The following is an 18,730-nucleotide window of genomic DNA, read 5'->3' as shown; positions in this document are numbered from 1 at the left end:
CCTCGGCAGCCAATGCCTACTTTGCAGCGCTTGTTGGCGGTCACAACAATAAGATGAATTCACGGTCTCGGCCACTTGTGGTCATCGGGCTCCTACGAGCGGAGCGCCGAGAATGACTCTTATGGAAGGGACTTCCGACATTGTCGCTGCCGGTGCTCAGTCCACTCCGCTTCTGCCAGTCCAATGACTACTTTTCAAGAGCACGAGTAGTCACGACGAATTGCTCAGCAGTAACCAACTGCTTATCGAAAGTTGAATATTGTTTAGTAAGTCACTAGCTGCAGAACAAGCCTCAATGAGAAAGATGAGGCCATTTCTAGCCTCAGCGAGCGATGGCTTGCATACGAGCTTCCCGCGCTGCTGGAGATTCGCGCAGCAACTCGTTAATCACTTCTGTGCGTGTTTTGCCTGGACCAGTGGCGGGCACATAGCTAGGAAAATTGCTCTCTCCATAAGACAGGCGGCCATTTTTCATCGCATCTATGGTTTCGGCTTTGACTTGTTCGCGTGTCTTTTGGCTCACGAAGTGCTCTGGGTGAACAGTCACGCCTTGCTCGTTATTGGCTGGGTGCTCGTAGGCTGCTGAAGCCATACCAGGCATAGCCAGTACAGCTACAGCTGCTGCGCTTGCGAAAACAGATGCGATGGAGAGACGACGTTGAGACATGATGGTAGCTCCTAAGAAAGTCGGTGAAACACAAGCTCCTAGGCCTTGAAAAAGGTAGTAAGGAGGAGATGTGTGAATCTTAGAAATCCGACCCCAACAGAAGCGAGACAGCGCCGTGACATTGTTGTCAGCTTCTTATCATGTCGATCAATGTTTCACTGAAGCGGTCCGACATTGAAGTGCGCAGGCTGAACTGTTTTCTTCAACTAGAGCAGAGGCTCTTGACATTCTCATGATGTAAAGGTTGAGACTTGCTTCACAACCTCAAAGGAGCATGCAATGACAGCCTTTCACATAGAGAACATGACCTGCGGCGGCTGCGCCGCACGTATTCAACGTGCAATCCTGGCTATAGATGATCAGGCACAAATCCAAATTAGCGTCCAAGACAGGATGGTGCAGGTCTCGGGATCTGCAACTAATGCAGAGTACGAGGCCGCAATTCAAAAAGCTGGATACACGCCGCAGCACGTCGCTCAGACGCCAGCCGCAGACGCCAAGAGGCATGCAGGAGCTTGTTGTGGGATGCATTCCACGCGCAAGTCGAGCTGCGATCAGTCGATCTAGCGATACACGCAAACTATTCTTTGCATCTCATGACAGCACGAGCTCTAGTGGGAAATTCATTGTGAATCGAGTTCGCCCATTGGAGGAGATTGCAGTGATGCGTCCTCCGTGGGCTTCGACGATGGCACGGGTAATGGCCAAGCCCAGTCCGCTACCGTCAGAGTCCGGGTGGGCCCTAGATGGGTCGGCGCGATAGAAACGGTCAAAGAGTCGTGGCAATACCTTGGGGTCAATCTCCTGGCCCATGTTCTCCACCTCTACGACGGTCATGGATGCTGAGGTCGAAATATGGATCGTGACTTCACCGGTCTCTGGGGTGTAGCGCAAAGCATTGGACAACAAGTTGCTCACTGCCCGGTGGAACATCAAGCGGTCGCCATTAATGATGCCGTCTCCAATTACTCCGAGCCGGATTTGCTTTTCTTCTGCGACAGCTTCGTAGAACTCCAGTAAAGCCAACGCCTCATGGCGTGCAGAAAACTGCTCCTTGTGCGGCAAACTTACACCGCCTTCGGTTTTGGCCAAGAACAGCATGTCCGAGACCATGCGTGCCAAGCGCTGAAACTCCTCGGCATTGGAGGCAAGACAGTCTCGGTATGTTGCTGCATCGCGCTTTGCAGCCAATACAACCTGTGTCTGCGTCAACAAATTACTGATGGGCGTGCGCAGCTCATGTGCCAAGTCCGATGAAAAATCCGTCAGACGTTGAAAGTCCGCTTGCAACCGATCCAGCATTCGATTGAGTTCTTGGGCCAGATCTGCCATTTCAATCGGCACCTCGTCGACGGGCATTCGCTCATTCAGTTGTTGACCTGTGACGACTGCTGCGCGCGATTTCATTTCTCTCAGAGGTGCCAGTCCTTGTCGCGCTGCAAGCCATGATAGGAATCCACAAATCACGATAGCTGCAACCATATAGAGCGCTAAGCTGTTGCGGATTCCGTTGAGAAATTGCATGTGGTGCTTTGTGTCGGCTGCGATCAACACCTTCAATGCTGAAGCAGAGTAAGCTGGAGACGTTTCAAAGCTCAGGGTGTGGAATTTCACGTCGGCGTGCCGCCACACACCAAACGTCCCCTTCTTTTCTACTTCTTGTGTTTTTGCTTGCTGCTTGAGAAATCCTGATCCTGGAGATTCAAACAAGGTATCTCCTTGAAAGCCCTTCACCAAGACTTGGAGATCTTCGTGATAGTTCAATGCTTCTTGGAGGCGCCAGCGAGCATCTTCAATTGATTTGGCGTTTTTGAGGATTTCTTCAATCAGATGCCGCTTATCTTGCAACGTCATTCGATCCAGCTCGACGAAGTGCCGCTCTGTGACAATCAAAAACATCGCCCCTAAGCCTAAGACTACGGCAGCAGCTACCACAGTGAAAAGCAAGGACAGGCGGCGGGTCAGCGAAAGCCTTGTCCAGCGTGATTGCTGTTGCACCTATTCCTCCTCGGGAATGTCCAAGACGTAGCCCATACCACGAACAGTCTGAATGAGCTTGACTGGTTGGCCTTCGTCGATTTTGACGCGCAGACGACGCATGGCGACCTCGATGACATTGGTGTCGCTGTCAAAGTTCATGTCCCAAACTTGGGATGCGATCAATGAGCGAGGCAGTACCTCGCCGTGACGACGCATGAGTAGTTCCAGTAGACCAAACTCCTTGGCGGTGAGGTCAATGCGCTTGCCATTACGGGTTACACGTCGGCGAAGCAGGTCCAGCTCCAGATCCGCCACGTTTAGCGTGGTGCTCTCGTTGGGGGGATGGCCACGTCTGAGGATGATGCGAACTCTGGCCAGTAGTTCTGCGAACGAAAAGGGCTTGACCAGATAGTCGTCAGCACCGAGCTCAAGCCCTTTGACACGATCCTCCACATGGTCTCGTGCAGTAAGAAAGAGGACGGGCATTTGCAGCCCTCGATCACGCAGAGCTTGGAGCACCTGCCAGCCGTTCAGGCCGGGCAGCATGACGTCCAGAATGACCAGGGAGTAGTCTCCTTGAAGCGCCAAATGCAAACCATCCGATCCGTTGGGAACAAGGTCAGCGATATACCCGGCCTCAGTCAGGCCCTGGCGCAAGTATTCGCCTGTTTTGGGCTCGTCTTCGACGATCAATATCCTCATTTACTTGCTCCATTTCAATCAACGAGCATGAGTGTGCCGAGTTTGAAGCACTCTGACTTGAAGATAAGAAAAATGTAATGCGTCGGACATCTGACCGACAGGACCTTCCTACAAGGCTGTTGGAGCAAGTCCCCCGTTGTCCGTCGCACGAGTTCGATCAGATAGCGTCTGAACGAGAAAGATTCATTTGGCCGCAGACTCCAAATTAGGTGATCAGCTCCCTCGCTATGTCAGGCCTTTTGCTACCTGCAACCAACATGACGTGACCATTACACGAATGTAATTTATGAGTCACTTGCGCGAAAAGCACCGCTCCTTAGCATGCTGAACATGCATCGAAGCGCGCTTTCTGAGCCCTTTGCTGTGCTGAACACGATTTTCAGTTTCCTTCTGGAGGACTCCGCACCATGTCACGTCGTTCGCCCTTTCTTATCACTCCATCGTCGGGCTTGTCGCGCAGACGTTTTGTACAAGGTTTAGCAGCAGGAGGCGTCGTTGCAGGCCTGTCGACTCCAGCGCTGCAAGCATTCGCGCAGCAGGGTTCGGCGACACGCGGGGGAGCTCCGGTTCTAAGGGGTAATGAATTCGACCTAGTGATTGCAGAGTCTCCAGTCAACTTCACTGGAAAGCCGGGGATTGCGACGACGATCAACGGGTCGCTACCCGCGCCGACACTGCGTTGGCGCGAAGGTGAAACCGTCACGATCCGAGTGACCAATAAGCTTCGCGAAGCCACCTCCATCCACTGGCACGGCATCATTCTTCCTTATCAAATGGATGGTGTGCCAGGCATCAGCTTCAACGGGATTCCCCCCGGTGAGACCTTCACCTATCGCTTCAAGGTCCAGCAAAGCGGCTCCTATTGGTACCACTCTCACTCCGGCATGCAGGAGCTCACAGGCATGTATGGAGCGATCATCATCGACCCTGCCGGCCCAGAAACCATTCGCGCCGACCGCGATCATGTGGTGCTTTTCTCGGATTGGACCGACGAAGACCCGATGCGTGTCTTCGCCAAACTCAAATCTCAAGGCGATTACTACAACTACAACCAGCCCACAGTTTTCGACTTTTTTCGAGATGCCTCGCGCGACGGTGTAGCAGCCGCAATCGACAAGCGAAAAATGTGGAACGAAATGCGGATGAATCCAACAGATCTTGCTGATCTGTCATCAGCAACGTTGACCTATCTCGCCAACGGCATCACTCCCGCAGGCAATTGGACCGCCTTGTTCCGTCCGGGTGAGCGCGTAAGACTACGCATGGTCAATGGTGCCGGAAACACCTTCTATGACGTGCGCATCCCTGGCTTGAAGCTCACGGTTGTTCATGTTGACGGAGTGGATGTCGAACCCGTGACCGTTGATGAGTTCCGCTTCGGACCTGGCGAGACCATTGATGTCATCGTTCAGCCCCGCGATGACGCCTACACGATCTTTGCGCAGTCCATGGATCGCACCGGATATGCGCGGGCCACACTGGCTGTTCGCGAGGGGATGCAAGCCCCTGTGCCGGCACTCGACCCTGTTGAATGGTTGGGTATGAACGACATGATGGGTGGCATGAGCCACGGCGGTATGTCTGGCATGTCTGGCATGTCTGGCATGTCCGGGATGTCTGGGATGTCCGGGATGACCGGGATGACCGGGATGACCGGGATGACGGGGATGACCGGGATGACGGGGATGACCGGGATGACCGGGATGACCGGGATGACCGGGATGACCGGCATGGACTCGGGCGCGATGGCCGGCATGGACCATGCGGCGATGGGCGCGATGAACCACGGCGGTATGGCGATGGACCATAGTCAGCACGCAGCGTCTTCAGGTGGATTGGCGGTGCCTAGCACCACAGCCAGACACGCTCGTACCGAATATGGCGCCAGCACGGACATGCGTGTCGACATGGCGCGCACGAATCTCGACGACCCAGGCATTGGATTGCGCAACAACGGTCGACGTGTACTGACCTTGGCAGATCTGCATACACCATCGGGTCCCATGGATCCCCGAGGGCCCGGGCGGGAAGTGGAGCTGCATCTGACCGGCAACATGGAGCGATATGCGTGGTCTTTAGACGGCTTGGAGTTTGGGCAGTCCACCCCCGTGCATTTCCGCCATGGTGAGCGCCTGCGCGTGATCCTGCACAACGACACCATGATGACCCACCCCATGCATCTGCATGGAATGTGGAGTGAACTGGAAAGCCCGGATGGCAGCTTCCTCGCTCGTCGTCACACGTTGCCTGTACAGCCTGCGCAGCGCATCAGTTTTCTGGTAACGGCCGACGCGCTCGGACGCTGGGCTTGGCATTGCCATCTGATGTTCCACATGGATGCTGGCATGTTCCGCGAAGTCGTGGTGTCCTAATTCCAGCGCAAAAGGAAGATCAAGTATGTCTAAAGCACTCCCCATCCGCGCACTTGCCACAGCTGCTCTGACTCTGATGAGCGTTGCCGCACAGGCCCAAGCACAAAGCGACCATTCCGCGCACGGTCAGCCCAGCTCCACGAGCGCTGCATCAACCGAAGCGGCAACCGCACCTGCTGCTGACCCACACGCAGGACACGCAGCTTCCGCAAGCGGCGCTGAAGCTGCTCCGGCGATGGATCATGGCAGCATGAAAATGCAAGGCGGATCAGCCCCTGCCGATGCTCGCGACCCTCATGGCTACTCCAATGGCCTGAAACTGGGGTCGGGTGACTATGCGGTCCCAGGTGTTGCGCGCCTAACCTTGGCCGATGAACATACCTTTGCCTCACTGAGAGGTGAGACCCTGGAGCGTCGCTTTTCTCGTAAAGGCGAAGACTCAACGGCCTATGACTTCCAGGCATGGTATGGGAATGCCTACAACAAGGCGGTCCTTAAAGCAGAAGGCAATCTTGCCAAAGGAAAGCTTGAAGAATCGCGTACCGAACTCCTCTGGAGTCGCGCTGTATCGACTTATTGGGATACCCAGCTTGGCCTGCGGCTTGACAACGGTGTAGGCCCCAGTCGTCAATGGCTGGCCTTTGGTGTCCAGGGCCTCGCACCTTACTGGTTCGAGTTGGAGGCGACAGGTTATGTAGGCAGTGGGGGCAGGACTGCGCTTCGACTCAACGCGAGCTACGAGTTGCTACTCACCCAGCGCCTCATTCTGGAGCCACGAGCTGAGCTGCAGTTTTATGGAAAAGATGACCCTGAGCGTCATATCGGCAGAGGTCTTGCCGAGGCTTCAGCAGGTCTGCGCCTGCGCTACGAGTTCAGCCGTCAATTCGCCCCATACATCGGTGTGGAACGAGCAGGCAGTTTCGGACGAACCGCAGATCTCGTACGAGCTGATGGTGGCCGTACTCAGCAGACACGCTGGGTGGCCGGTGTGCGCTTCTGGTTCTAAACATTTCTGAATCTGACAAATCGACTCGGTTGCTGTTCATGAATCTGAATTTTTGTTCAGTGCCCGGACAAAGCGCTTCAGCAGTACAGCAGTGTGCGCATGCAGCACTATTCATAACCGCTAAGAGGCCTCAATGGCACCCGCAAATCAGTAGTCCCTTTTCACCGCGCTGCCAGGGCGCAAGCCTTGATTCGGCACCTATTCACTAAACCACATCTCACATTTAGGTAGGAATCTCTATGTCTCGTTCACATTTCTTCGCCAAGTTGGCCGCTCCGATCGCTGCCGGCCTCTTTGCAACCGCCGCATTTGCGCATCCCTCGCTGGTGTCATCCACTCCTGCAGATAAATCTCAGGTTGCTGCCCCTGCGACTATTGAGCTGAAGTTTTCTGAGACGCTGGTGCCGCAGTTTTCAGCTGCAAATCTGGTCATGACGGGTATGCCCGGTATGCCCAATCATGGCGCTATGAAGATCAACGCAAGCGTCGCGGGTGCCAGCGATGGCAAAACCATGGTGATCACTCCGGCCCAGGCGCTGCAACCCGGTGCTTACCGAGTGGACTGGCGTGCCGTTTCTTCGGACACGCATCCAATCAACGGCAACATCAATTTCACGGTGAAGTAAGCTGATGGCCGAGGATTGGTTCACCATCGTATTGCGCCTTGCGCTCTATCTGGACCTGGCGGCGGCATTCGGCGTCGCCATGTTCTGTGTCTATGCTCTTGGCCACGACGAGCGATCCTTGGCGATTGCGCGCCGCTATCGAGTATTCGTCGGTGCATTCGCAGTCCTTGGCATTGGGCTTTCATTCATTGGAATGACGGTCCTGGCCAAGGCAATGTCTGGAGCACAAAGTTTCGGAGAGCTGTCAACGCACGTTTTCGAAATGCTCATTACAGGCACGCATATGGGCATTGCTTGGTGCGTACGTATCCTGGCGTTGACGCTTTGCGTTGCAATCGCGCTGTTGAAGCTGAACCCCACATTGCGATTTGCTGGCATGGCGGCCTCCAGTGGCGTGGCGTTGGCGACACTTGCTTGGGCGGGGCATGGAGCCATGGATGACGGCATACGCGGATACATCCACCTTTCATCGGACATCGCACACCTGTGGGCAGCCGGTGCTTGGGTGGGGGCCTTGTTCTCCTTCTTGATGCTTGCAGTTCATAGAGGAGATGCAACGGAACGTGCGGTAGCGATACTGAGTCGAACATCGAACGGCTTCGCGAAAGTCGGCACCCTCATCGTTGGCGTTCTTGCAGTCACAGGCATCGTCAACTACTTGCTGATTGCTGGGCCATCGCTTGATTCACTGTTCTCCACTCTCTACGGACGACTGCTGCTGACGAAGCTGGCGTTGTTTGGGGGAATGCTGCTGTTGGCGGCCGCTAACCGATTTCTACTGAGCCCTGGCCTGGAGGCTTCGCTGAAGACCGGAAATTTTGGACAGGCAGTCGCCAAACTGCGACAGAGCTTGTTCACGGAGACAACGCTAGCCATTCTGGTCCTAGTCAGCGTTGCTTGGCTAGGCATCCTCTCTCCAAAGGGAGGCTGATATACAGAGAACACCATGAATACCATCACAAACATTTTGACCATCTCCGCTCGAGCCATCGGAATAGCCATGCTTGTCAGGAGTTTTGCTTAAGCGACGATGGACCACGGCAAGATGGCTCTGTCTCACACACCGGACTCCATAACCGGCGGCGAGGTGAATAAGTTCGATCCGCAGAACGGCACGGTCACCTTCAAGCACGGGGGGTCATGGTTCACGACAAGCGCCAGCTTGCCAAACTCAACCCAGGTGATAGGGTTCAATTCATGGTGATCCAGGCTGGAGTGAAGACGGTCGTCACTGACATCCAACGCCTACGCTGAGCCGAGAAACCAATGCGCATCGTTGCGGGGCGCAGCAGCCCAAGTTAACTCTCACTGCAGGAAGGAAGCATCATGATTCAAATTCGCTACTCATTACGGGTGAGCGGGGAACTGGCGCAGGGCAGCGCTCCTTTGTTGATGGCCTTGAAGGATACGGGCTACCCCGCGAAGCTGGCCGCAGATGAGTCCATTCCCGTTGCAACCTCGCAGCCCTGAGCCTCGGGCTGCCACAACGGCGGTGCGGGAAGCTGCGGTTGCCGATAACGGCCCGAGCATGAATTCTCGATCAACTGGGCAGGCGCGTCCGACCCCATACCTTTTGCGAGCAACTCTGAAGGAGTAACACCATGGATCAGCATGACAACGACGCCCATGCGCCATCGTTTTGGCGCCGCCCAGCCAGTATGGCTTTGGTAACGGTTGCCTTGATCGTCGGTTTTTACCTGCTGCGAGAGCACTGGGGCCATGTTCTAGGTTATTGGCCCTACCTGCTGCTGCTCGCCTGCCCGCTAATGCACCTGATGCACGGCCACGGTGGCCATGGAGGGCACGGCAACCATGCGCAGACGTCCCAGCGCACCAACAACGACAAGGAATAAGCAATGGTCATGCACGCACACCACCATCACGGCAATCACCCCCCTGCCGAACCAGCAGCGCCAAAGGAGCCGAAAGATCCGGTGTGCGGCATGGCGGTCACGGAGCAGTCTGAACACCAATTGACGCACGAAGGTCGGCCCTACTATTTCTGTAGCGCCAAGTGTCAAGGCAAGTTCGCGGCGAACCCACTGCAGTACGTTGTAGCTACAGCGCCCGCAGACACCGCGCCAGAGCCGGCCGGCACCATCTACACCTGCCCCATGCACCCTGAGGTGCGCCAAGATCATCCTGGCACCTGTCCCAAGTGCGGCATGACATTGGAGCCCATCGTTCCCCTGGACGAGGAAGACAACCATGAGTTGAAGGACTTTCAGCGGCGCTTCTGGTGGACACTGCCATTCACGGTCATCGTCACCGTTCTGGCCATGTTCGGCCACCGCCTGGGATGGTTTGACATGAAAGTGCAAACCTGGCTTGAACTGGCGCTGTCCCTGCCTGTCGTGTTGTGGACTGGCAGGCCCTTCTTCGCACGCGGCTGGCAGTCCCTCATCCATCGCAGCCCCAACATGTGGACCTTGATTGGTCTGGGTACGGGCGCTGCCTTTCTCTACAGTCTGGTGGCCACACTGGCACCGGGCGTGTTCCCGGATTCATTCGTCTCCATGGGGCGTGTTGCTGTGTACTATGAGGCGGCAGTGGTCATCATCTCGCTGACCATGTTGGGTCAGATCATCGAGTTGAAGGCCCGTTCGCAAACCTCTGCTGCGATCAAGGCACTGCTCGGTTTGGCGCCCAAGACGGCACGCCGCATCAATGCGGACGGCAGCGAAGAAGACGTACCTCTGAACCATGTTCACGTAGGAGACCTGCTGCGCATTCGCCCCGGCGAGAAAGTGCCGGTCGATGGCATCGTGACCGAGGGCAGCAGTGCCGTCGACGAATCCATGCTGACCGGTGAACCTGTGCCGGTGACCAAACGCATTGGCGACAATGTCATTGGTGCCACGATGAACACCAGTGGTGCCTTGGTGATGCGCTCCGAGAAAGTCGGTGCGGCCACCATGCTGTCGCAGATTGTTCAGATGGTGGCCAATGCACAGCGCTCGAAGGCACCAATGCAGCGCATGGCTGATGTGGTCGCAGGTAAGTTTGTTTTGGTGGTGGTTGCGGTTGCCGTCGCCACATTCTTTATTTGGGGTATTTATGGGCCAGAACCCAGTTGGGTGTTTGGGCTGATCAATGCAGTTGCGGTGCTCATCATCGCGTGTCCATGTGCTCTGGGGTTGGCGACACCGATGTCAGTCATGGTGGCAACAGGACGCGCTGCCAAACAGGGTGTTTTGTTTCGAGATGCTGGTGCAATCGAAAAAATGCGTGAGGTTGACACACTGATCGTGGATAAGACTGGAACGCTGACGGAAGGTAAGCCTGCATTCGATCGGGCGATATCCGTTTCGGGGTTCACTGATGATGAAGTGTTGCGGTTGGCGGCCAGTTTGGATCAAGGCAGTGAGCATCCCCTGGCCGATGCCATCGTGAGTGCGGCACGGGCGAAAGGCCTGCAACTCACAAAGCCAGAGGACTTCGAGTCTGGCAGCGGTATTGGCGTGCGAGGCATTGTGGAAGGGCGCCGTTTGGCACTAGGAAACACCGCGCTGATGGAGCAAGTGGGTGTCTCAGTGACTACATTGAAAGAGGATGGAGAGCGCATGCGTGCTGAAGGTTCCAGCATCATGCACTTAGCTGTGGATGGCCGCTTCGCGGGTATTCTGGCAGTGACAGATCCCATCAAAACTAGCACGCCTGATGCGATTCAAACCCTTCACAGCAGCGGCTTACGCATTGTTATGGCAACGGGTGACGGCCTCACCACCGCCAAGGCTGTCGGTGCAAAGCTAGGCATCGATGAAGTGCATGGCGAGGTTAAGCCGGCCGACAAACTCGCTCTAGTAGAGCAATTACAGAAAGAAGGCCATGTAGTAGCGATGGCCGGGGACGGCATCAACGATGCACCTGCACTCGCTAAGGCAGATGTGGGTGTAGCTATGGGGACAGGCACCGACGTGGCGATGAACAGCGGCCAGATCACCTTGGTTAAAGGGGACCTTCGTGGCATTGCCCAGTCGCGTGAAATCTCCACTGACACAGTACGGAATATGCGACAGAACTTGCTGTTTGCCTTTGTCTACAACGGCATTGGTGTGCCGATTGCAGCAGGGGTTTTGTATCCGTTCACTGGGTGGCTTCTGTCTCCAATGATTGCGGCGTTGGCAATGAGCTTGAGCTCGGCATCAGTAATTTTCAACGCGTTACGTTTGAGAAAGTAGCTGATATTTTTTAAGAATGGAGTGAGTAGCTGCTCAGACGGACTTAAATTTTGATACCTCATCAGGAGCAAGAAAATATCTGTTTTTGGTCAATCTATAGCGCTATTTACCGCAGATGTCGAAATGAAGTATTGAGAGTTATCCTTACACACCAGCGGCCACTCACCTGTATTCGAGGGAAGCTTTCGGTGGCCTTGAGCAGTCGTTGAGCGGCTGCTCTCGCACCTACTACGGTCATATGATTCATTGCAGGCTGAATGTCCGGTGATGACAGCTGCGGTCACTCTGACTGCTGACCGCAAATGACTCACTTCAGCCTGATGCACTCGCCTGGAGGAGCGCTTTAAAGGACTGCTACTGGCCGAACTCAGTCGGTCACGATCAACAGACTGGTACAGCTGTATCCAGCACGGGTGGTCAATTCAATTGGAATACGCATCCAGGGGCGGATACAGGCATGGGTCCAATTTTTTGAGATTGTGAGCTTCATCGTCCTCGGTACCGGTGCGCTGCTACGGCCGCTTTTGACAGGCGATCGTGTCGTGGGGGAAGCTCAAATATCGGCGGCTGTAATGGCTTTTGGTCAACGGACTCTGCCAAGCTGTCCCATTGCCCTTTGATCAGTTCATAGGTTGCATCGAGGTAGTTGTTCGCATAGTCGTAGTCAACATCCAACTCCTTTGCACAAAGCAGTAGAACGTCTGCAGTAGCACGTGCCTCACCTGAGCGAAGCAATCCTGTGGACAGTGCTTTAACTGGGTGGACTTTGCCACCAGTGGGCGTGTACGGCGCAATGTCGTAGGCAGGAGACAGCGCCCAGCCTTTTGGACCAAGCAGGAAGCCATGGTTACGTGCGTGATCGTCACCGTTGCCGATCAGCACGTTGAATGCAATGCGGCGCCACAACTCATCTTTGAAATCTGGCACTAGCCACCTACTCGCGTACTGGGCGATCATGGGATAAGTGCGAGTCCCTGCAACGGCTCTATCCGTGCCCATTAGGGTTGCGGCCGAAGCAAAGTGGGTTCGCAGGACAGTCCCATCGCCGCCGACGTTCCGGTCAAATCGTTTGACGAGCACAGTGCCTCGCGTGCCCTTGTGCACATAGTCAACTTCTGCTGTGTTGATGCCGCTGAGTGCGGCCAGGCGCATGGCCAAGAATTCACGCAAGGTGGAGCTCGGGTCGTCTTTGCTTCCAGCGAATTTAGCGATCCATTGCTGCCCCTTAAAGAGCACGGTGGATTTTGGTCGCTCGCCACCTAAGCCTGTGCTGACTATGTTTTCCAGTGAGCCCCCTGCTTGGCCGACGTGAGCCCCAGGTGCAAGCATCTTCATGGCCTCGAACAGGTCTTCAGCTGCGTGAGGAAGGAACAGCGCTTTTTGAGCGATATCGTCACAAACAGCCAAGGCACCTACGGTGTCTCCCGCGGAAAACTCCAATGCTTCGAGGTCCGTAATACTGCTGCGAGAGTGTTTCCTGGTCAGGATGTGAAGCCCAAATCCTTCGGGCTTCACATCCTTGAACATGTCATACAGTCCCTCATTGCGCGTGGCCTTAAGTGGCCTGCGCTTCAAAAATTTGAGCTGTCCTTGGTCCAAGGGAAGCATATCGGCGCGAGCTAGGTAGCTCGTGTCATAGACAAAGGCGCCTACTGGCTTGGCCCCCTCAGCCCAAGTGAACGTTCCTGCGTGTACCGGCTCGGCTTGACCGGGTAGCCAGATCCACACTGGTTTCGTTATCTTCTCGCTCATCGCTTTGATCTTTGGCGCACGTTTTTTGGTAGGTTGGACTCCATGAGGGAGAACTCAGTTTCGTTGATGCCGACCATCCCCATCTGCTTGGTGAAGTCATCAATCAGCTCCAGCGCCCAAAGCGCCTTGAGGTAGAACCCAAATTGCACTCCAGGGTGGCCCGCTTCCATCTTTACGACGGTGTTCAAAGACATCTGAGTAGCGTCAGCAAGATGTTGCTGGGTCATCTCGCGGATGCGACGGGCCATTCGTATCTTTTTGCCCATAAGCAGTGCGGCGTCTTCTGCCTCTATGGGGAGCATCGCGGTGTCGGATGACTTTTTCATAAGCTATACGACTTAAATTTTCCTTTAAATAGTATTTTTGTGGAGTAAATCACATTTAAAAAGAAATTTCTATCCGGGAGAAAGCGGCGAAGGAGTTTTCAAGTGGTGAGCTACAGGTGACTTTGCGCAAGAACTCTCGTCTGGTGCAACCCCAGGCCGACGATGCTCTTGAGAGCATAGGGTTGAGTGGTCGGGCCGTGGTGCTGCAAATGCCCAAATTGGCTGAGCGTCCATGACTATTCAGCTCTCAATATGATCTGACCCAGGGCCTTCCAAAGGCGGCAGGATCTACTGATCCACAAGGGCTAACGTCGAAGCAGGAAAGTGTCGTTGACGATAGGCGCTGAAGGAATGCCCATGATGCAAGCTGCAAGGAGATGAAAAGTGGGTCAATCCCTGCGAGAGGTCATCGATCTTCTCTACAAACCACCACCAGGCGTTCGTCAGGCAATTGCTGTTTCGAGAAGGGTGGCAGAACAACTTCCGCCGCTCAGCACAGTGGCGATGATTTCGATCACTGCTCCTGAGCGAGCTCCTGCAGAAGTACATGGATTTAGCCAGCTGTTGCGGCTGAGCTTTGCCGACGTCGATTTTTTGAATACGGAGATTTCTGCGCGAGCGAAGGCAAAAATCAAGGACGGTTTTTCGCCCCTACAGGCGAAAGAAATTCATGCATTTGTGCGGGCTCTAGCGCCGGAGATCAGGAGCGTGGTCGTGCATTGTGAAGGCGGCTATTCGCGATCATGTGGCGTTGTCTTAGCTCTGCACAACATCTATGGCTTTGCTGTGAACCTCAACAGTCTCAGCCAAGCCAATCGGTCTGTAGTGACGACTATGGAAGTTAGTAAGCGTTGAGTTGACACTGCGGCTACGTGAAATTGAAATCCTTCGCTTAGCATGTGTTGTGGAGGTACTCAGGAGCGCTTGTATTGCTTCAGCAGGGATTCGGGGATGAACGTCAGATTCCCTCTTGCGCGAGAACAGGCAACGTAAAGTTTGTTGCGCGTTTCCGGGTTGATGTCCCGGAAGCTGCCGGCTTTCCAAGCCTTCACATTGCCCGGGTTCAGCACTACACACACATCCTCATAGCAGTCCATGCCCTTGGACGCTCCCCAGTTTTGGGAGAAGCAATCGTATTTCTGATGTTCCTTGTAGAACAACTTGACCGTCCCAGAATCGCGGTAGAGGGCTTCCACCGTCGCCGGGTCGTCTTCGAAGCGAACGACACTCGTCCGTTCGTCATGTGCTTGTATGTAGATACCGATCTTCTCTGTGATGAAGTCACAGACGCTCTTGCTGCAGCGCCGGCTGCGTATGAGACTGTCGGTATCGACCTTCAAGCGGGCTCGCTCGAACTTCTTCTTGTAGGCATCGTAGTCGGCATGAAGGTTGGCATTGACGTTGCCGTCGCGGCTCGTGTCGAAGGTGTGCTGGTGGAAGTCGCCAACGAAGCTCGTTCTCACCTGAGCAGCGCTGATCTTCAATAAAAAGTTGAAGTCATGCCCGCCGAAATCCTGTACCTCGTCGACGAAGAAGACGTCGAAGTACTTTTCTATGCGGGCCACCACCGCATCAACCAGGCCAGACTGTTCGATGAACTTAGCTAGCCTGTTCGCATAAAGCCAGCGGCCAGGTGACATGTAGCGTCGGTCATCAGTCAAAGGGTAGACCGGAAACCGTTCAGGAGCGTTGAACGTTATGCCGCGCGTGTCTTTCTTGGAGCGCAGGAACGGCCGGTAGCAGAAGCTGTGCAGGAACCTGAAGTAGGTGTAGATCGCGATGTTGGGCGGCATGTAGCCGAACCGTTCAATGACCTTGGTACGCAGGTTGTTGTAGTTGGCCTCGGTATACGTGACCAGCAAGAAGCGTCGCACCTCGTCCAACGCCGCGACCAGACGGGTGGTCTTGCCTGATCCGGCGACCGCGAAGACTACGCTCTTATCCATGTCACTGCCTGCTGGATGTAGCCTGGGGCTACCAGCGCGGAGCCTTTCTTTTCCAGCAGCTGGAATGCGGCGTCGGTCTTGTTCTTCAACATGTATTCTTCGACGCTCAGGGTCTTGCGGCGAGCCGCGAAAAGCTCCTCGCAGGCCGCCTGATTGTCCTTGTACATGCAGACCTCGAAGGTATGGCGGCTGTTATCGAGATCCGCAAAGACTTGGATCGAAGCCGACACGTGGTCAGAGTAGTTCGCGACGCAGTTGGCCGCATGGTCCTTGTCGTTGTCGCGGATCGCCGCCACCTTAATGCCAAGGAGGTTGGCAAGCTCAAGGTAGCGCTTGAAGCTAGTGCCATCAACCGAGATCACATGGACGCCATCGGCATCCAGACTTCCCTCCGGGGCACTGATTTTGTAGAGAGCCTCCATCAGGATGAACTCGGCGTCGCCCTCGACTAGGATCGCCTTTTTGCACAAAGCCAGCTCCAGGACGTTGTTGTCGGGCGCCTTCATAAAAAACTCGGCGGTTCCCGGGCTGAGATCCTTCAAGCTGGCTGGTCGCGACGGATGTTCTTCACTAAGAATCAGAACCTTCCTGAGATTCAGCCGCGTAGCGATGAAGCTGCTGTGCGTGGCCACAAAAAGCTGCTTTTTGGCAGAGGCACGGATACGCTCGATCAACTTGCGCATATGCACCTGGCTGAGATGGTTCTCCGGCTCCTCCAGCAATAGTACGTGTAGCGCATGCTCCCGATTACGCAGCGCGAACTCCGTCTTGATGAAGCACTGGCGGCCCTTGCCCTTGCTGTCCACCGGTATGTCGTCCTCGGTAATGATGATGTCGGTCTCGACGCTGGCCTTTGGACTGGTTCTAACATCGAACTTGTATGCATCCAGCTCGTCGTTCATCGACTTGAAAACGTCATCCTTGAACTTCGCTTTCGCCTTTCTGTACTCGAAGCCGTGCAGGTTGCGCTGAGCAACACTCGCATGCGCGGCATACATTGAACGCGTGTACTCGCGCGTGGCGTGCTCGTTGTTGATTAGTGAGCTGTCAATCAGCAGGTGCCGCAACGGCTTCTTGTAAGGAAAGACAACCTCGTCCGTAAAAGTCAGAAAGCTTATTCCGTAGTACTCGAATGGAAAGTTATCGTGCTTTTCCGTAAGGATGGCTTGGATGTGCTTTGTGAAATCGTCGACTGGCTTGCACACCATCTTGATGCCTAGGTGGTCGACGCCCTTGCTATTGTTCCTTCCATCTAGGTCGTGACGACCAGGAAGATCATCAAAATAGAGCTCGATATGCAACTCGGGCAGATCGCCGATTTTCCTGGCGCCCGCAAGAAACTCAGCGATACAGTCAGCGTTGAATAGCGCTTCAAGCCCCATGCCCTCGACCTTGCTTCGACTGGCGCTTAGCACAATGTCCATTGCTTGAAGCACTGAACTCTTTCCTGCTTCGTTGCCGCCAACCAGGATGTTGAGCTCCGGATCGAATTCCAATTCAAGCGATTTGAAACGCTTGAAATTCTTGAGCACCAGTCGCCGAATCGTTCCCATACGCTTCTTCCTTCATTCGATATTTATGTTTTGGCAGTATCGACTTCGTCAACGGCGTCTAACTGTTCAATTCTTGGAACTAGACCCCCGTAAGCCCTCGTTCAAGGCTTGCTTTGATGTGGATTGTGGTCTGTTGGCTTGGCCGTATGGTCAGGTCTTGGGTGGGAGGTTCGCGACCCCTTGATTGAGTAAGTCGAGGAGGATGTTTTCGCGAAGCTGCGTCTTTTGTGCCAGGTCGACCAGAGCGTTTGTCGCTTCCCGGGCTAGGCGACGAGCCAAGACACGCTGCTGGGTTGAGATGATGCGGCCTTCATGACGCCCATGAATGTAGGTGCAGCGCATGTCGTACAGATCCAGGTATTCCTTTGCCGCGCCCGGTTTGCCTATGGCGGCGCTTAGCCTTGCCGCGACTCTGCGTGTTGCCGATTCTGCATAACTGTCGCCAGGAAGTCGCAGTTTTTTCTTGTGGTCAGCTTCTGTACCAAAGGCGGCTTCGATCACGATAAGGTGGGCCATCACTTCATCGATGCCATCGGAAAGGAACGCACGAACTAGGAAGTGCTCTACTGGGGTAGAGAACAAGTCCGAGTTCAGCGTGCTCGGCACCTGTAGCCTTGCCCAGCAGCTATCTAGATCCTGGCGGATATCCTCGGCGGTTGCGAAGGTTCGCAGACACAACGGGCGCTCGGATTCCACCCATTCGTCATGATCCACCTGGTGTTGGTATGGCTCCCACGACAGGCGCTTGGGAGCAGGTGGTGGAGCCGGAAAAGTACATAGGTCATCGTCTAGGGTGTAGATCCAAGGTATCTGGAAGCCTCGCCAGTCCACCTCAGGCATCTCTGACCAGGCCTCCCATGGCGCCAGAAGCAGGAGGAACAGCGCTCGCTCGACTACCGCGGGAAAACGCCCGCCATGGGGAACAATCTCACCTGGATCCTTGTTCATGGGAAAGTCCAGAAAGGAGAACTGGCGATTGCCCGATTCGCCTCGAACCGAAACGTCTTCCTCAATGACCAGCCAATGAAATTGGGACAGACGCAAGACATCCAGCCGGATGTCCGGAAAGCAGCGCTCCAAGCGAGGCGCATCAAATAAGCACTCTAGTTCAGCAGCGGTGAATCGACCCAACTTCGCATTGCCAAACAGGAGGGGCGGAAGGTCATCGGCCATATCTAGCGGGCAGAGGTATCGCCGCCTGATGGTGGTCCGCTGAAACTCGTGAACTAGTGCGGAGGCCACCTGGCTCAGCTCCAGCCCGGGCTGCGTGGGCAGATGTGGGATGCTGTATCGCAGGCCGAGCGACCTTAAGGCATTGCCGATGGAAACTTCCAGTCCGAAGGTGGATTTTCCGTTGTGGTAGTGCTTGATGAGCAGTTCCTTCACTGCGATGAACTCGCGGCTGCCCCAGAGGTTCTCTGGACCGGGGGGAGGGATGTCCCACAACGCTTGGAGGGCTGCGACAAGAGATAATTCTGCGGACATAAGTGGCTCGGCACCTCCCAAAAATATCAGTTCAAATAGTTTCTGATAGAGGTTACCTTAAGGACACCGTGCAATCAGTTGCCGCTTTTTTGGGTTTTCGCGAGCAGCCAAGATTTCGAAGCCGGTAGCCTCAG

At 55.0% G+C, this 18,730-nt stretch carries 17 protein-coding genes; 9 read left to right on the top strand and 8 right to left on the bottom strand.

Annotation, left to right across the window (positions count from 1 at the left end):
* Positions 1-322 precede the first annotated feature (322 nt).
* Complete coding sequence (locus tag QYQ99_RS08905) at positions 323-667, bottom strand: DUF4148 domain-containing protein (RefSeq protein WP_302092310.1); 345 nt, start codon at positions 665-667, stop codon at positions 323-325.
* A gap of 279 nt (positions 668-946) precedes the next feature.
* On the opposite strand from QYQ99_RS08905, the gene QYQ99_RS08900 reads away from it, so the two are divergent.
* Positions 947-1,234, top strand: coding sequence for a heavy-metal-associated domain-containing protein (locus tag QYQ99_RS08900; protein WP_367882845.1), 288 nt, complete (start codon positions 947-949; stop codon positions 1,232-1,234).
* Between the two features lie 27 nt (positions 1,235-1,261).
* Here the strand turns inward: QYQ99_RS08900 and QYQ99_RS08895 are convergent, their stop codons facing one another.
* Both QYQ99_RS08895 and QYQ99_RS08890 read right to left on the bottom strand, forming a co-directional pair.
* On the bottom strand, positions 1,262-2,665 hold the full coding sequence (locus QYQ99_RS08895) for a heavy metal sensor histidine kinase (protein WP_302092309.1): 1,404 nt from the start codon (positions 2,663-2,665) through the stop codon (positions 1,262-1,264).
* Complete coding sequence (locus tag QYQ99_RS08890; RefSeq protein WP_302092308.1) at positions 2,666-3,349, bottom strand: heavy metal response regulator transcription factor; 684 nt, start codon at positions 3,347-3,349, stop codon at positions 2,666-2,668.
* A 407-nt stretch (positions 3,350-3,756) separates the two neighbouring features.
* On the opposite strand from QYQ99_RS08890, the gene QYQ99_RS08885 reads away from it, so the two are divergent.
* The 7 genes from QYQ99_RS08885 (at position 3,757) to QYQ99_RS08850 (ending at position 11,534) form a co-directional block, all read left to right on the top strand.
* A complete protein-coding gene (locus tag QYQ99_RS08885) occupies positions 3,757-5,721 on the top strand; it encodes a copper resistance system multicopper oxidase (protein ID WP_302092307.1) in 1,965 nt (654 codons plus the stop codon).
* A gap of 25 nt (positions 5,722-5,746) precedes the next feature.
* Positions 5,747-6,727, top strand: a complete 981-nt coding sequence (locus QYQ99_RS08880; protein WP_302092306.1) for a copper resistance protein B — start codon at positions 5,747-5,749, stop codon at positions 6,725-6,727.
* Between the two features lie 239 nt (positions 6,728-6,966).
* Entirely contained in the window at positions 6,967-7,353 is a 387-nt protein-coding gene (gene copC / locus QYQ99_RS08875; protein ID WP_302092305.1) for a copper homeostasis periplasmic binding protein CopC, read from the top strand.
* Between the two features lie 4 nt (positions 7,354-7,357).
* The gene (copD, locus tag QYQ99_RS08870; protein ID WP_302092304.1) at positions 7,358-8,284 is read left to right on the top strand and encodes a copper homeostasis membrane protein CopD; all 927 of its coding nucleotides are present in this window, start codon (positions 7,358-7,360) and stop codon (positions 8,282-8,284) included.
* A gap of 395 nt (positions 8,285-8,679) precedes the next feature.
* Positions 8,680-8,823: a hypothetical protein gene (locus QYQ99_RS08860; protein ID WP_302092303.1), complete on the top strand. Its 144-nt coding sequence runs from the start codon at positions 8,680-8,682 to the stop codon at positions 8,821-8,823.
* 131 nt (positions 8,824-8,954) lie between these two features.
* Positions 8,955-9,206 (top strand): DUF2933 domain-containing protein, encoded by a 252-nt coding sequence (locus QYQ99_RS08855; protein ID WP_302092302.1) that lies wholly within the window; start codon positions 8,955-8,957, stop codon positions 9,204-9,206.
* A gap of 3 nt (positions 9,207-9,209) precedes the next feature.
* A complete protein-coding gene (locus QYQ99_RS08850; RefSeq protein WP_302092301.1) occupies positions 9,210-11,534 on the top strand; it encodes a heavy metal translocating P-type ATPase in 2,325 nt (774 codons plus the stop codon).
* Positions 11,535-12,020: 486 nt separating this feature from the next.
* On the opposite strand, the gene QYQ99_RS08845 is transcribed toward QYQ99_RS08850, so the two are convergent.
* Together QYQ99_RS08845 and QYQ99_RS08840 are read right to left on the bottom strand one after the other, a co-directional pair.
* Positions 12,021-13,286 (bottom strand): type II toxin-antitoxin system HipA family toxin, encoded by a 1,266-nt coding sequence (locus QYQ99_RS08845; protein ID WP_302092300.1) that lies wholly within the window; start codon positions 13,284-13,286, stop codon positions 12,021-12,023.
* A complete protein-coding gene (locus tag QYQ99_RS08840; protein ID WP_302092299.1) occupies positions 13,283-13,612 on the bottom strand; it encodes a hypothetical protein in 330 nt (109 codons plus the stop codon). The genes QYQ99_RS08845 and QYQ99_RS08840 overlap by 4 nt, the downstream gene beginning before the upstream one ends.
* A 384-nt stretch (positions 13,613-13,996) precedes the next feature.
* Here QYQ99_RS08840 and QYQ99_RS08835 point away from each other — a divergent pair, with 384 nt between their 5' ends.
* Positions 13,997-14,467 carry a hypothetical protein gene (locus tag QYQ99_RS08835; RefSeq protein ID WP_302092298.1) on the top strand — a complete coding sequence of 157 codons (471 nt, stop codon included), beginning with the start codon at positions 13,997-13,999 and terminating at the stop codon, positions 14,465-14,467.
* A gap of 59 nt (positions 14,468-14,526) precedes the next feature.
* Here the strand turns inward: QYQ99_RS08835 and QYQ99_RS08830 are convergent, their stop codons facing one another.
* The 3 genes from QYQ99_RS08830 to QYQ99_RS08820 form a co-directional block, all read right to left on the bottom strand.
* Positions 14,527-15,558: a DNA helicase UvrD gene (locus QYQ99_RS08830; RefSeq protein WP_280008338.1), complete on the bottom strand. Its 1,032-nt coding sequence runs from the start codon at positions 15,556-15,558 to the stop codon at positions 14,527-14,529.
* A complete protein-coding gene (locus tag QYQ99_RS08825) occupies positions 15,543-17,111 on the bottom strand; it encodes an ATP-dependent nuclease (RefSeq protein WP_280008337.1) in 1,569 nt (522 codons plus the stop codon). The genes QYQ99_RS08830 and QYQ99_RS08825 overlap by 16 nt, the downstream gene beginning before the upstream one ends.
* Before the next feature lie 150 nt (positions 17,112-17,261).
* Positions 17,262-18,596 carry a hypothetical protein gene (locus QYQ99_RS08820; RefSeq protein ID WP_280008336.1) on the bottom strand — a complete coding sequence of 445 codons (1,335 nt, stop codon included), beginning with the start codon at positions 18,594-18,596 and terminating at the stop codon, positions 17,262-17,264.
* Positions 18,597-18,730: the final 134 nt, after the last annotated feature.

This window comes from Comamonas testosteroni (genome assembly GCF_030505195.1).
Classification (GTDB): domain Bacteria; phylum Pseudomonadota; class Gammaproteobacteria; order Burkholderiales; family Burkholderiaceae_C; genus Comamonas; species Comamonas testosteroni_G.
The sequence above is the reverse complement of the archived record's forward strand: the minus strand, read 5'-3'. Positions and strand labels throughout refer to the sequence as shown.

Bases quoted from the DNA above. Each gene is read 5' to 3' on its own strand.
- QYQ99_RS08885 (WP_302092307.1), top strand. From the start codon at position 3,757: ATGTCACGTCGTTCGCCCTTTCTTATCACTCCATCGTCGGGCTTGTCG.
- QYQ99_RS08830 (WP_280008338.1), bottom strand. From the start codon at position 15,558: ATGGATAAGAGCGTAGTCTTCGCGGTCGCCGGATCAGGCAAGACCACC.
- QYQ99_RS08850 (WP_302092301.1), top strand. From the start codon at position 9,210: ATGGTCATGCACGCACACCACCATCACGGCAATCACCCCCCTGCCGAA.
- QYQ99_RS08860 (WP_302092303.1), top strand. From the start codon at position 8,680: ATGATTCAAATTCGCTACTCATTACGGGTGAGCGGGGAACTGGCGCAG.
- copC (WP_302092305.1), top strand. From the start codon at position 6,967: ATGTCTCGTTCACATTTCTTCGCCAAGTTGGCCGCTCCGATCGCTGCC.
- QYQ99_RS08855 (WP_302092302.1), top strand. From the start codon at position 8,955: ATGGATCAGCATGACAACGACGCCCATGCGCCATCGTTTTGGCGCCGC.
- copD (WP_302092304.1), top strand. From the start codon at position 7,358: ATGGCCGAGGATTGGTTCACCATCGTATTGCGCCTTGCGCTCTATCTG.
- QYQ99_RS08820 (WP_280008336.1), bottom strand. From the start codon at position 18,596: ATGTCCGCAGAATTATCTCTTGTCGCAGCCCTCCAAGCGTTGTGGGAC.
- QYQ99_RS08890 (WP_302092308.1), bottom strand. From the start codon at position 3,349: ATGAGGATATTGATCGTCGAAGACGAGCCCAAAACAGGCGAATACTTG.
- QYQ99_RS08825 (WP_280008337.1), bottom strand. From the start codon at position 17,111: ATGGGAACGATTCGGCGACTGGTGCTCAAGAATTTCAAGCGTTTCAAA.
- QYQ99_RS08900 (WP_367882845.1), top strand. From the start codon at position 947: ATGACAGCCTTTCACATAGAGAACATGACCTGCGGCGGCTGCGCCGCA.
- QYQ99_RS08880 (WP_302092306.1), top strand. From the start codon at position 5,747: ATGTCTAAAGCACTCCCCATCCGCGCACTTGCCACAGCTGCTCTGACT.
- QYQ99_RS08905 (WP_302092310.1), bottom strand. From the start codon at position 667: ATGTCTCAACGTCGTCTCTCCATCGCATCTGTTTTCGCAAGCGCAGCA.
- QYQ99_RS08845 (WP_302092300.1), bottom strand. From the start codon at position 13,286: ATGAGCGAGAAGATAACGAAACCAGTGTGGATCTGGCTACCCGGTCAA.
- QYQ99_RS08840 (WP_302092299.1), bottom strand. From the start codon at position 13,612: ATGAAAAAGTCATCCGACACCGCGATGCTCCCCATAGAGGCAGAAGAC.